At 44.6% G+C, this 12,526-nt stretch carries 18 protein-coding genes; 7 read left to right on the top strand and 11 right to left on the bottom strand.

Annotated elements, in window-relative coordinates:
* Window positions 1-7 precede the first annotated feature (7 nt).
* Complete coding sequence (locus tag NFI80_RS13975; protein ID WP_235162673.1) at window positions 8-1,156, bottom strand: efflux RND transporter periplasmic adaptor subunit; 1,149 nt, start codon at window positions 1,154-1,156, stop codon at window positions 8-10.
* A 172-nt stretch (window positions 1,157-1,328) separates the two neighbouring features.
* Complete coding sequence (locus NFI80_RS13970; protein ID WP_026630637.1) at window positions 1,329-1,745, bottom strand: hypothetical protein; 417 nt, start codon at window positions 1,743-1,745, stop codon at window positions 1,329-1,331.
* A 286-nt stretch (window positions 1,746-2,031) separates the two neighbouring features.
* Between NFI80_RS13970 and NFI80_RS13965 the strand changes: the two genes are divergently transcribed.
* Window positions 2,032-2,586 (top strand): GNAT family N-acetyltransferase, encoded by a 555-nt coding sequence (locus NFI80_RS13965; protein WP_235162674.1) that lies wholly within the window; start codon window positions 2,032-2,034, stop codon window positions 2,584-2,586.
* A gap of 1 nt (window position 2,587) precedes the next feature.
* A complete protein-coding gene (locus NFI80_RS13960; RefSeq protein WP_235162675.1) occupies window positions 2,588-3,205 on the top strand; it encodes a YdeI/OmpD-associated family protein in 618 nt (205 codons plus the stop codon).
* A gap of 53 nt (window positions 3,206-3,258) precedes the next feature.
* On the opposite strand, the gene NFI80_RS13955 is transcribed toward NFI80_RS13960, so the two are convergent.
* From NFI80_RS13955 to NFI80_RS13935, 5 genes are all read right to left on the bottom strand, one after another.
* The gene (locus tag NFI80_RS13955; RefSeq protein WP_235162676.1) at window positions 3,259-3,747 is read right to left on the bottom strand and encodes an HmuY family protein; all 489 of its coding nucleotides are present in this window, start codon (window positions 3,745-3,747) and stop codon (window positions 3,259-3,261) included.
* A 56-nt stretch (window positions 3,748-3,803) separates the two neighbouring features.
* Complete coding sequence (locus tag NFI80_RS13950) at window positions 3,804-4,340, bottom strand: YceI family protein (protein ID WP_235162677.1); 537 nt, start codon at window positions 4,338-4,340, stop codon at window positions 3,804-3,806.
* A gap of 24 nt (window positions 4,341-4,364) precedes the next feature.
* Window positions 4,365-4,703 (bottom strand): avidin-fold protein, encoded by a 339-nt coding sequence (locus NFI80_RS13945; protein WP_233795392.1) that lies wholly within the window; start codon window positions 4,701-4,703, stop codon window positions 4,365-4,367.
* A 2-nt stretch (window positions 4,704-4,705) separates the two neighbouring features.
* Entirely contained in the window at window positions 4,706-5,092 is a 387-nt protein-coding gene (locus NFI80_RS13940; RefSeq protein ID WP_233795393.1) for a VOC family protein, read from the bottom strand.
* Between the two features lie 68 nt (window positions 5,093-5,160).
* A complete protein-coding gene (locus NFI80_RS13935) occupies window positions 5,161-5,970 on the bottom strand; it encodes a helix-turn-helix domain-containing protein (RefSeq protein WP_235162678.1) in 810 nt (269 codons plus the stop codon).
* A gap of 213 nt (window positions 5,971-6,183) precedes the next feature.
* Between NFI80_RS13935 and NFI80_RS13930 the strand changes: the two genes are divergently transcribed.
* From NFI80_RS13930 to NFI80_RS13915, 4 genes are all read left to right on the top strand, one after another.
* Entirely contained in the window at window positions 6,184-7,038 is an 855-nt protein-coding gene (locus NFI80_RS13930; RefSeq protein ID WP_233795395.1) for a cupin-like domain-containing protein, read from the top strand.
* 75 nt (window positions 7,039-7,113) lie between these two features.
* Window positions 7,114-9,132 carry an excinuclease ABC subunit UvrB gene (gene uvrB, locus NFI80_RS13925; protein ID WP_233795396.1) on the top strand — a complete coding sequence of 673 codons (2,019 nt, stop codon included), beginning with the start codon at window positions 7,114-7,116 and terminating at the stop codon, window positions 9,130-9,132.
* Window positions 9,133-9,175: 43 nt separating this feature from the next.
* Window positions 9,176-9,394, top strand: a complete 219-nt coding sequence (locus tag NFI80_RS13920) for a hypothetical protein (protein ID WP_235162679.1) — start codon at window positions 9,176-9,178, stop codon at window positions 9,392-9,394.
* Window positions 9,379-9,708 (top strand): type II toxin-antitoxin system PemK/MazF family toxin, encoded by a 330-nt coding sequence (locus tag NFI80_RS13915; RefSeq protein WP_235162680.1) that lies wholly within the window; start codon window positions 9,379-9,381, stop codon window positions 9,706-9,708. Before NFI80_RS13920 ends, NFI80_RS13915 begins: the two co-directional genes overlap by 16 nt.
* A 12-nt stretch (window positions 9,709-9,720) precedes the next feature.
* Here NFI80_RS13915 and NFI80_RS13910 read toward each other — a convergent pair whose 3' ends face one another.
* Entirely contained in the window at window positions 9,721-10,248 is a 528-nt protein-coding gene (locus NFI80_RS13910; protein WP_235162681.1) for a 5' nucleotidase, NT5C type, read from the bottom strand.
* Between the two features lie 113 nt (window positions 10,249-10,361).
* On the opposite strand from NFI80_RS13910, the gene NFI80_RS13905 reads away from it, so the two are divergent.
* The gene (locus NFI80_RS13905; protein WP_235162682.1) at window positions 10,362-11,111 is read left to right on the top strand and encodes a DeoR/GlpR family DNA-binding transcription regulator; all 750 of its coding nucleotides are present in this window, start codon (window positions 10,362-10,364) and stop codon (window positions 11,109-11,111) included.
* A gap of 8 nt (window positions 11,112-11,119) precedes the next feature.
* On the opposite strand, the gene NFI80_RS13900 is transcribed toward NFI80_RS13905, so the two are convergent.
* The 3 genes from NFI80_RS13900 to NFI80_RS13890 all read right to left on the bottom strand — a co-directional run bounded on the left by NFI80_RS13900 (window position 11,120) and on the right by NFI80_RS13890 (window position 12,526).
* The gene (locus NFI80_RS13900; protein ID WP_235162683.1) at window positions 11,120-11,272 is read right to left on the bottom strand and encodes a hypothetical protein; all 153 of its coding nucleotides are present in this window, start codon (window positions 11,270-11,272) and stop codon (window positions 11,120-11,122) included.
* Window positions 11,273-11,354: 82 nt separating this feature from the next.
* Window positions 11,355-11,750 (bottom strand): hypothetical protein, encoded by a 396-nt coding sequence (locus NFI80_RS13895; protein ID WP_235162684.1) that lies wholly within the window; start codon window positions 11,748-11,750, stop codon window positions 11,355-11,357.
* Window positions 11,747-12,526 carry a 3-hydroxyacyl-CoA dehydrogenase gene (locus tag NFI80_RS13890; protein WP_235162685.1) on the bottom strand — a complete coding sequence of 260 codons (780 nt, stop codon included), beginning with the start codon at window positions 12,524-12,526 and terminating at the stop codon, window positions 11,747-11,749. Before NFI80_RS13890 ends, NFI80_RS13895 begins: the two co-directional genes overlap by 4 nt.

Below are 12,526 nucleotides of genomic sequence, written 5' to 3'. Positions count from 1 at the left end.
AAGGATCTTACCGTGCGGTCAGTTCTATTTTGGTGGCTTTTACATTCAGACTGTCCAGCGGGATATTTTTAGGCGTAATAGTTGCGCCGTCCTTCAATCCCTGAAGTCCTTCGTACACAATGGTTTCTCCTGATTTTAAACCTGATTTTACAACGTAGTATCCTGCTAATCTCGATTTTGGTACGAAGCTGCGGGTCTTGATCTTGTTGTCTTTCCCAAGCACATATACAAAATTCTTATCCTGTATTTCAAAAGCAGCCTTTTGCGGGACCAGAATGGCATTTTCGACGGTGTTAGTAAGTCTGATAGTTCCTGTGGAGCCGTGTTTCAATAGTTTCTCGGGATTCTGAAAACGCGCTCTGAATGCAATGGAGCCGGTTCCTTCGTCAAATGCGCCTTCCATTGTTTCCACAGTTCCTTTTTGTTTGAAATAAGAACCATCGGCAAGTTCAAGCTCTACGACTGTCGCACTTTGGCCCTGGCCGCGCGCTTTCACGTATTCCAGATATTCATTTTCGGAAACATTGAAATAAGCAAAAACACTTTTTGTGTCTGAAAGCGTTGTAAGCAATGTTCCTTCGTCAATAAGGCTTCCCATTTTATGCGGGATCCGGTCTATAATGCCGTCAAAAGGTGCTTTAATTTCGGTTTGGGCCAGATGGATGGACGCCTTCGATTTTTGCGAACGCGCTTCTTCGATCTGCGCATTTACAGCAGCCAGTTTCGCTTCCGCAACCTCGACTTCCGTTTTAGAAATCACATTTTTCTCCACCAGCAGCTTTACTCTTTTCAGTTCAAGTTCGGCTCCCTTCGCTTCTGCAATGGCACTTTGCAAATTGGCTTTCGCCGACGCCAGCTGCGCCTCATATTCTTCGTTGTTGATCCGGAACAATGTTTGTCCTTTTCTTACTTCTTTACCTTCATCCACGTAAACTTCTTCCAGGTAACCTTTTACGCGGGCATATATTTCAACATTGCGGACTGCATGAATGTCGCCCACATATTCGCGGTGCACTTCGGTTTTTTGAGGGACTAATTCCGTCACCGGAATGGTAGGAATGGTGGTTTCTTTTTTGGATTCGCTTGCGCCTTCACTTGTGCAGCCGTATGCAAACAGACTTGGAATGGCAAGTAAAAGCCATTTGAAATTCTTCATAATAAGTTGATTGTTAATGTAATAATGAGTTTTTCGGAAATAGGAATAGCCGCAATGTTGACTGATTTAGCCAGCAAAACATATGTACTGATCCGGGGCAGATGAACGGCGCTTTTTAAAGCACAGCAATCTGTCCGTCAGTGAGCATAACGGGGCATTTAAATTTAAAAACTCAGAATGGACAAAGTCGGTGCAGGAAGCCGTAATAGCCGGGAAGCGCAATATTTTGTTGGCTGACATTAACCGTAAGCAGTTTCTCACGGATTAATTTGGGCGTGCGCAGGAAGTAATAATTTGAAAAAACAACGGTTTCGAAGGATACGAACCGGTAAGTAGAGTGGCGGTGGCGAAGCAGCTTGGATAAATTCTCACGCCATTTACAGCCGTCTGCTTTTACAATGGTGCGATTGGGATCAATTGTATCATCCACAATAACCACATCCTTCGACTCAACGCTTGTCTCAATTGAAAAAGGGGAGAACCCCGTTCCGTAATCAAGCTTGCATAACTGTCCCGGCTGCTTTGCTGACAGCGATAAAGCCAGGAAGTGAACAAGGCAGAAAAACAATACAAAAGTTCTTTTTGTCATGATGCTGATCTGATCAGTACATTAAAAAATCCATACTTTTATAATGAATTCAAGAATGATTGGGAATATTAGAAAGGAATCTCAATAAAAACATGCAATTGTTCAAATATAATAATTCAAATGTATACAACAAATTTTAAGGGTTGTTAATGACTGTTAATTAGGAATAAAATCAAGAATCTCATTCAAATTGACGTGTTTTAATCCTACCTGTTTAAAATTCACTTAGGCTATAATGTGACTTATTTGAGAAACAGCGTATATTTAAGAGTAACACATATGCTCGATGCAGGTTAAATCGATAAAGACGGAACACTTTGTGCTGACCAAGATGAGCGCGGCGGATGGGGACAAATATTTCAGGCTGAGTAATAATGACAATGTGATGAAATATGTGACCGGGCACGCGCTGGACCGTCAGGAGTCGGACAAAATGCTGGCTACTTTTCTGGCGGAATATGGAACTGACACATTTTTGGGGCGATATTTGATCGAGGGCGTTGCCGGCGATTTGATAGGCGTTGCCAAACTCGATATGGATGGAAGTGATGTGGAAATCGGTTACCGGATCATGGAAGAATATTGGGGAAAAGGGATTGCAACAGAGATCGCAACGGGCTTAATCCGCTTCGCAAAACGCGAACTGAACGCCAGGCAGGTTATCGCTTATGTTAACGTAAGTAATGCGGCATCGATCCGGGTGCTTGAAAAAGCCGGCATGGTGAACATGGAGCGGATTGAAGATCCGGATGAAGTCAAGTATAAATTTGTTTACTCACCTCAAATCAATGCCCCTCTTAGGAAAGTGTTTTACCAGATCCTTGCTTTAATCGGAAAATAACATGCAAACATCAAAAACGGACCCCAGAATTGACACGTATATCTTGAAGTCGGCCAATTTCGCTATTCCTGTACTGACTTACTTTCGGGACCTTGTTCACGCTTATTGTCCGGATGCTACTGAAACAATGAAATGGAGTTTTCCGCATTTCGAGTACAAGGGCAGCATTCTTTGCAATATGGCATCATTCAAGCAGCATTGTTCGCTCGGCTTCTGGCATGGTTCGCAACTCTCGGATCCGCAGCGTATTCTGGCTTTGGGAGAGAAGGCTTCCATGGGACATCTGGGAAGGATCCAGAAAATCGAAGATCTGCCCGACGAATCTGTTCTGGCTGATTTTGTAATCCAATCCATGCAGTTGATCGACAAAGGAGTGAAAATAGTCAGGGAAACGAAACCTGCTGTGAATAAGGAGCTGGATGTTCCTTCTTATTTTCTGGAAGCAATGACACCCAGAGCAAGGCAGACATTTGACAATTTCAGCTATTCCCAAAAAAAGGAATACGTCATGTGGGTGACGGAGGCAAAAACAGAGGCGACGCGCGAAAGACGAATAGCCACGTCCGTTGAGTGGCTGGAAGAAGGGAAGGTCCGGCTTTGGAAATATGCAGCAAAATGAAAAGCCTGGAAAGTTTTTAAAGCTTTCCAGGCTTTTCATGTATGAATGATCAATTAAAACTTCCCGTTTTCATCTGCTAATGCGTAGCGGAAAGTGAAATAACTGGATTCTTCCGTTGGCAATTCTTCCGGCGCACCTTTGTAATAACTAATGATCTGCACCTTCGCATATTTGCCGTCAGCAGTTTTTACCAGAAGCGTTCTTCCCGGAATGGTCCTGATCGCGTGCACGCTCATATCATATTTGTACCAGGAATTTCCGCTTCCGCCAGGAAACGCGAACGTATCGTCGTGATCCGACTTATATCCGTCTGTCGGCGCTTCCGTTATTGCTTCGAATGGCTGTTCCACCACCAATGCACCTGCCTGGCCCGGCCCGCTGCTGCCGCTGTTTACGGCAATAGTCGTTTTGCTGAATGCAATGTCCCAGTTTGCGGTTTGCGCTTCACCTGCGGAAACGGCTTTGCCAGTTGCCAGGCTGAAATAGGCGTATGGCTTGGCATTTGCGTCCAGATCTTTGATGACAATTATTTCAGATTTCATGTTATCAGGTTCCTTATGGTTGTTAGTGTTGAAAAATAGGTAAGTCGGCTTGACTTTTACTTGATAATGGCCTTCAAATCAACGGTAACGACATCTTTGAGCTTCCAATCTTTTGTTCCGACCTTGTAGTCCAGCCGGTTAATTTCAAATTTGCTGGCAAGGGCGTAAGTGCCATCCGCATTCTTTTTTGCCTCAAAAGGAAGCGTTACGCTCTTGGTTACGTCGCGTATGGTAAGTTTGCCTGTTGCCTCATATTGGCCATTCTTTTTCTCCACTTTTGACGATTTGAAGTGAATGTTCGGGTATTTTTCAACAGCAAAATATTTGTCGCTTTTCATATCCTTATCCCGTGAATCGTTCCCGGTTTCAAAAGTGCTGGCAGCAATCTTAATATCGAAAGAAGCATTCTCCGGCGATTTTTCATTGAAAATAGCTTCCCCTTTCGGAGCTGCAAAAGTCCCTTCACAGGTTCCTAAGATATATTTTACTTTAAAATCAATAGAACCGGAAACGATTTTTGAGGTTTGCCCAAAAGCAATGTTTGATCCTAAAAATGCAAGAAAAAAGCCGATAACTTGAAAGCGGTTACGCATATAAACAGGGTGACGTGATAAAATCTATATTTCTTCCAGCAGCGACTCACCCCGGGACTGATCCCCGGAAGTCCATTGCCATTGCTCATGCATACGGATTTTTCCGTTCGGGAGTTGCTCAGGTGTCGATCTACAAATGCCTGTCGTGATCTCGCCCTTGTCATTCACCTGGTGGTAACGCATATCCAGATTCCCATTTTCGTCCACCAGCGCAATCAGATGCCCCAGCTGAATGCGGCCGCCGGAATACGTGGAAGTTACAATGTTGCCATTTTGATGATAAACAAATTGCATCGAAAGGTCAACCTCACCATTTTCAGAATTTGAAAGCGGGACAAAGATCTTGTTGTTGTAATTAATCATTTTTAAAGAACAGAAGTGATCCACCAAACATTACCGCAAGGGTCTTCAACACCGCAACTGCGCCCATAATCCTGGTCTGCAGGCTCCATAATGGAGTTGCCGCCTTCTGCCAATGCTTTTTGATAAGTGTCGTCGGCATTTTCAACATATATAAACATACTCGCAGGCTTCGCGGGCCACTCCGCCCGGCTATCGCAAAACATGATCGTGCTCTCGTTAATGCTTACTTCGCTGTGCTTGATCAGGTTAGGTTCGTCTTCCTGAAAATGCGTTTGCGTGACAACGCCGTTGAAGACTTTGGTCGTAAAATCTAGGAATTTCGACGCGCCATCTAACATTAAATAAGGCATAATTGCCTGGTGGCCATTTGGAATTTTCACAGTGCTCATAGTATTTGTTTTTTTGTTTACGCAAATGTAGCCGCAGCGCCATCGCTAAAAATTGGAAAAACACGACATTATACATCCCGGTAGGCTTGCCCTTCGGACCTGCCGGAAAAATAAAAGCGTGGATGCTGGCCAGAGAATGTTTTAAAGTCATGAATAAAATGCGACTGATCGTAATAGCCGCATTCATAAGCAATCTCCGTCAGCGACTTATCTTTGTCCCCATAGGCATCTAATGCAGCATGGAAGCGGGCAATCCGTAAATATAATTTGGGACTGAAACCTGAGAATTCCTTGAATTTCCTTTCAAACTGGCGGGTCGAAAGGAAGCTTTGGGCTGCAAGGTCCTGCACATTGGTCAGTCCGTTATGTCTGATAATCTGGTTTATGACTGAAAAGACGGCCGGCTCGTATTTTTTTGTTTTGGAAAGAAGCGATTCCAGAAAGGTCGATATAATCGCGACCGGCTCGTTATGATCAGCTGCCAGCATCATACGCTCTTCCAGGCCATTTGCTTTTTGACCTAAAAATGTATGTAAATCAGGCATTTGCCCAGTCAGTTCAGTAGAAGGCATTCCAAACAAAACCGGAATGGCAAAAGGATAAAGGTAAACCCCGAAAATTCCGAAATCTTCATGAATCACAAATCGCCGAAATGTCTGCGACTGCCCGTGAATTCCTGAATAAAAAGAAGGCTCCGTTTTGTCAGCAGTCACAAATTCATCAAAACGCCCTTTATAATGAAATATCATTTCCGCGCACCCATCGGCCATAGTCCGGTGAATGTAAGGCTGTCCTGATCCGATCTCATGTTCGAGGACCCAAAAAAACCGCACATATTTTGCTAGCGCAGGAGAGGGCGGAATGGTAAAATATTTCATTACAACGGGTTAAATGAACATTCTACTAATGGTTTACAGCGGATCACACATTCAAGGAATAATTCAGAAATTTATATTTTTGAAATCTCTTTAATACATTTGATCTAACTAAGATTCGAATAAATTTAGAATTATTCACTTTCAAAGGTTGTTAGAAAATAATTCTGTCATTAGTTTTTTCAATAGTCGCTTACCATTTACTCAGTTTCTGTCATGAAATTAGTGCCCATAGAGAAACGCAGCGGACTTACCCGCGAAGAATTCATTGAAAATTATTTGAAACCAAGTCGCCCGGTCGTGTTCACAGATCTGGCAAAAGATTGGCCGGCAGTGCAAAAGTGGACGTTTGAGTGGCTTCGTGAAACGCACGGAAATATAGACGTCCCCCTGGTTGACAACCACATGCACGACGCAGACAAATATTTTCAGATCGCGAAGACAATGAAATTCGGCGATTACCTGAAACTTATTGAAGCCGGCCCAACTGATCTCCGGATTTTCCTTTTTGATATCTTTAAGAAAGCGCCCGAACTGGCCAATGACATCCGTTTTCCGACCATTATGGACGGGTTTTTGAAGTCATACAAATTTGTATTTTTCGGTGGAGAGGGCTCTATTACCAGCCTGCATTATGATATGGACTGCTCCAATGTGTTTTTAACGCAGTTCCAGACGCGCAAGCAAGTCATTTTGTTCTCGCCGGAAGAAAGCAGAAGGTTGTATCACCACCCATTTACAGTAATGAGCAAAGTGGACCCGATCAACCCGGATTATGAAAGATTCCCTGCATTAAAGGGCGCTGTGGGCCATGAAACAACATTGCTGCATGGTGAAACGATCTTTATCCCTTCACTTTGGTGGCATTACATCCGCTATGTGGATGGCGGTTTCAGCTTAGCACTCAGGGCTAATAACTCTATTTTCACGGCAGTACGCGGCGGTATGAACCTTGTAAGACATACATTCGTCGATAAAAGCATGACCAAGTTGCTTGGCCTGGGCTGGCAGCATTGGAAAGAGAAAAAAGCGGTCGAAAATGCACAGGAAGTGCTGACAGAACACGCGTAGAAGTATCCGGGACGCATTTCAAAGAAACTAATCTATCTTTGAAATGCGTTATCTCTGGAATGCTTACAATACGCTATGGACTTTGAAATAACCTCAGAATATCAGCCAACGGGTGACCAGCCGGCGGCTATTGAACAACTCGTGCAAGGCATTCAGGCCGGCGAACCTGCCCAGACGCTTTTGGGTGTAACGGGTTCAGGTAAGACATTTACCATAGCCAACGTGGTGAAGCAGGTCAATAAGCCTACTCTCGTTTTAAGTCATAACAAAACACTTGCTGCACAGCTTTACGGGGAATTCAAACAATTCTTCCCGAATAATGCAGTGGAGTATTTTATCAGCTACTACGACTATTACCAGCCGGAAGCGTTCATTTCCAGCACCAATACTTACATTGAAAAAGACCTGCAAATCAATCAGGAGATTGAAAAGTTGCGGCTTCATACTGTATCATCGCTTATGAGCGGCCGTCGGGATGTCATCGTTGTGGCTTCCGTATCCTGCATTTACGGTGCAGGTAATCCCAATGAATACAAGAAAAGCATTGTCAGCGCCAAACTAGGCGACATTGTGAGTCGCAACCAGTTCCTGTTCCGTTTGGTTGAAATCCTTTACAGCCGTACAGAGCTTGAATTCAACCGCGGCACATTCCGCGTGAAAGGCGACACGGTCGACGTTTTCCCGGGTTATGCGGATTTTGCTTACAGGATCATTTTCTTTGGTGACGAAATAGAAGAAATTCAGCGTATCGAGCCTGAGACAGGTAAGAAAATATCTTCGGAACGTGCCATTGCAATCTTCCCCGCCAACCTTTTTGTGACGGGAAGAGATGTTCTGGTGCAATCGATCAAGGAAATTCAGGACGATCTTGTTCAGCAAATTAACTTCTTTACCAAAGAAGGAAGATTGGCAGAAGCCGAGCGCGTTAAGGAGCGCACCGAATTTGATATGGAAATGATGCGGGAGTTGGGTTACTGCTCTGGGATTGAGAACTATTCCCGCTATTTTGACCGCCGCTTACCAGGTCAACGGCCATTCTGTTTGCTCGATTACTTCCCGGATGATTTCTTAATGGTGGTGGACGAAAGTCACGTTACCATGCCGCAGATCCGCGCCATGTGGGGAGGTGACCGTTCGCGTAAGGAGCAGCTCGTGGAATATGGTTTCCGGCTGCCATCTGCTATGGACAACAGGCCGTTGACATTCCAGGAATTCGAAGATATGACACCGCAAACCATCTTCGTAAGCGCAACGCCTGCGGATTACGAGCTGCGTAAGTCAGAAGGTGTTGTGGTAGAGCAAATTATCCGCCCAACCGGCTTGCTGGACCCTGAAATTGAAGTAAGGCCAAGCCTGAACCAGATTGACGATCTGCTGGAAGAAGTCCATAAGCGCATTAATATGGGCGACCGCGTGCTGATCACGACCCTGACAAAAAGAATGGCAGAAGAGCTGAGCAAATATCTGGAAAGGGTAGGAGTAAAGTGTCGCTATATCCACTCGGAAGTGAAGACGCTGGACCGTGTGGAGATTCTGCGGGAATTAAGGTTAGGTATTTTTGATGTACTGGTAGGCGTTAACCTGCTGCGCGAAGGATTGGATTTACCGGAAGTCTCACTCGTGGCGATTATGGATGCGGATAAGGAAGGATTTCTTCGGGATACACGCTCCATGATCCAGACTATCGGCCGCGCCGCGCGTAATGACCGTGGAAAAGTAATCATGTATGCGGATGTCATGACCGGATCCATGCAACTCGCTATTGATGAAACCAATAGGAGAAGGAGCATTCAGCTGGAATACAATGCTGAAAATGGGATCACGCCAAAAACCATTCTCAAATCGAAAGAAGCGATCATGGAACAAACATCCGTGGCCGATTCGAAAGTCCGCAAAGTTTATGTGGAGCCAACCGAAGTCCGCGTCGCTGCCGATCCGATTGTTCAGTACATGGGCAAAAACGACCTGCAAAAGCTAATTTCCGAAACCCAGCGCAAAATGGAAACAGCCGCCAAGGATCTCGACTTTTTGGAAGCTGCAAGGTTACGGGATGAATTGTTGCAATTGAAAGAACGAGCGAAGCAGGCGGCTTGATCTAATAATTTTCTATATTTAATGCGTTTTAAATATACATGCTATGGTCAGAACATTGTTAGTTCCGGATAATCAAGACGTTTCAATTCAGCTGCCTAAATCTTTCGTTGGCAAGCAGGTGGAAGTGATTGCATTTACCATTAATGAAGCGATCGACGGTTCTCTGGCTCAGGATAAGCCGTTAACACATTATGCCAGCCAAAATGTGTTGGCAAAGGACTGGCTTACTTCTGATGAAGATGAGGCATGGAAAAATATTTGAAAGGAGAGGTTGTAGTTATCCCATTTCCTTTCTCAGACCTGTCTGGCTCCAAGCGGAGACCAGCAGTTGTGATTGCTGATTTGGACGGTGACGACATTATACTATGCCAGATAACATCCCAACATTCAAGAGATAATCATGCTATCCCACTGAATTTGAAGGATTTTACAAACGGCTCGCTGCCGATTGACAGCTACATCAGGCCAGCCCGCATTTTCACCGCTGACAAAAACATCATTGTGCGCAAAGCCGGAATGATAAATTCCGTCCTTATCAATAGGCTCACCCAAAGCATTATAGATATTATCAAGTGAGTTTGTTTTGTATCAATGTAATCCCAGCAACGCCAACGCTTCGTTCCAGTTGTTGACACGCTTGTGTTTGGTGACGTTTACATTATGGCTTGCGGTGAAGAGGATTGGGGTGCCTTTGCAAAAATCAAGGTTTTTCAGATGGTCGTCGATGAGATAATCGGTGTCAATGATTCTTTTGTCGCCGCAGAAAACAATGTTTTTCCAGGAGATGAAAGGGAAGTGTTCGTTGAGCCAATCATATTTTTCGGGGAGGGAATTCGGGAATTCCATGGCGGCTGATACGATGAAAATGTCGTAATGTTCCTGCAATTTTAGAAGCGCTTCCTGTGCTCCCTCGATAATCGGTGCATGTCGAAAAAAGCCGGTTTTATAGATCAGGCTTAGCGCAGCAGCAGGGTCCGGGAAAGCTTCGTCTTCGGGCTTTCCAAGCAATTCCTCCCTTTCGATTTTCACACCAAATTCCTTTTCATACCAATTGATCCAGTTTGTTTCAATATCAACGATGACATTATCCATGTCAATGGCTATCGACTTTCTCATAATAAACAGTGCTTTTTAGTTGCAATTTTATGCAACAAATGTAAATTTTATCTGCAATATTTTGCAATTTTATTTCTATAAATTTTATATTTTTGCATAAAACAGAAACGAAAATGTTAAAAGAGGAACGGTTTCATGTGATATTAAATCAGCTGAACAGTGAGCAGAAAGTGTATCTGCCGGGGCTGAGTGCGCTGCTGAATGTTTCGGAAGATACGGTTCGGAGAGATATCAAAGAACTTGCAGATCAAGGGCTTCTGAAATCGGTCAGAGGCGGGGCTGTGCCGCATTCACCCGGGCCTCATCATTTTAAAGACAGGGTTTTGTATGATAACGAGCAAAAACAGATCATCGCAAAAAAGGCTTTGAATTTTCTGAAAGATGGTCAGCTTGTCATTTTCGATGGCGGGACGTCGGCGCTGCTGATCGCCAAGTCGTTTCCCAAAGACCTTCGTTTAACGGTTGTTACCAACAGCTTCCCGATTGCTTCCATTCTCGAAGAACACGAGCATGTTGAAGTGCTGTTTGCCGGTGGACGGCTGTTGAAAAATTCCTTTGTGACCATTGGCAGCGACACCATTCAGTTTATAAAAAAGTTTCGCGCGGACATTTGCCTGCTGGGGATATGCAGCATTCACTCCCATCTGGGCGTTACCGGGCCGGATTATGAGGAAAGCGAAGTAAAAAGGGCAATGATTGAATGTTCAAAAGAAGTAATTGCGCTCGCATCCGTGGAGAAACTCGCAACTGCGGAAGCACATTATGTCTGTCCGGCTGAACAATTATCCATGATCGTAACCGATCAGCCGGCAGACAAAGAGGAATTTAAAATTTACACTGATATCGGGATTCGGATGGTTTAAGTTAAGGCTTATCCCTTATTGTCCTTCTCAACTTCTTCGGTATTGAAGAAAGTGTCGTCCACAGTTTTGACTTCTTGATTTATTGCGTTGGCAAAGCCAAGCATATAGGCCATAGCAAGCCTTTTGAGCCACTTTTTGATGGCTGGTAATACATTTTCCATTCCATTGTCTGATTATAAATGAAAAGCAGCTCATTCCTTTGAGGAAAGAGCGCATTTACTACTGATGAAAATCAGCTGTGTTTCAGGAATGGAAAGGGAATGGTTCTTCGGAAGATTGTGATCTGCCGTTAAGATGCTGCCCGGTCGAGTTCATTATGATCGGTTGCAAGTCGGGCGCATTGGAAACTGCTAATGCTGTATGTATTTGCAGTGATTTGGAAAGAAAGCAAAGGCGTCTGAATTGTAATAAATGGCTTTTGGGAGAACACTTTTGCTTATCAGTACTTTTATAAGCATACGAGAATGTTCCGGTTCTGCGAAGATGGCTTTCTCTGGATCCATTGGAAATGACTTCCTCGATCCTGTAAATGGATTTCGGCTCAGCGAAATGATGTGAGACAATGCTGGTCAGCAGCAGTGCCAAAAGCAACCAGCGCCACATAGATTTTCCTTCAAGGAATGTCAGCTTCTCTCTCATTTCGGGCTCATCCTAATCGCCCCATCCAAGCGGATTACTTCTCCGTTCAGCATGGGGTTTTCCACAATCGATTTTGCAAGCAATGCGTATTCAGAAGGTCGTCCTAAGCGGGAAGGAAATGGAATTTGTTGCCCTAGTGAAACGCGCGCCTCTTCGGGCAGCCCTAGCATTAATGGCGTTTCAAAAAGCCCCGGCGCGATGGCCATAACCCGGATGCCTGACTTTGCAAGATCGCGGGCAACAGGCAAAGTCATACTCACAATGCCGCCTTTACTGGCAGCGTAGGCGACTTGCCCCATCTGGCCGTCATAGGCAGCAACAGATGCCGTATTAATGATCACGCCGCGCTCACCTTCTTCATTAGGCACATTCTTTTCCATCGCAAACGCTGCCAGTCGCATTACATTGAATGTGCCGATCAGGTTTGTTTTAATTGTTTTTTCAAAAAGATGGAAGGAATGCGGGCCATATATCCCATCTGCTTTGCCAACGATTTTTCGGGCAGGAGCAATGCCAGCGCAGTTGACAACAATGCTTATAAAACCAAATGTTTCCAGCGTGAGATCAACGGCTTTTTGCACATCGCTTTCACTGGAAACATCAGCTTTTATAAATCTCATTTTATCAGAAAATTCAGCTTGAAGCTTTTCCCCGGCAGCAACATTCAGATCAAGAATAACAACATTAGCACCCGATGCAGCAAACAAACGCGCCGTTGCTTCCCCAAGCCCGGAAGCGCCGCCTGTTATTAGAGCTGTTGCGTTGGCTAGCTGCAT

The sequence above is a fragment of the Dyadobacter chenhuakuii genome (genome assembly GCF_023821985.2).
In the GTDB taxonomy this organism is placed as follows: Bacteria; Bacteroidota; Bacteroidia; order Cytophagales; family Spirosomataceae; genus Dyadobacter; species Dyadobacter chenhuakuii.
The sequence above is the reverse complement of the archived record's forward strand: the minus strand, read 5'-3'. Positions and strand labels throughout refer to the sequence as shown.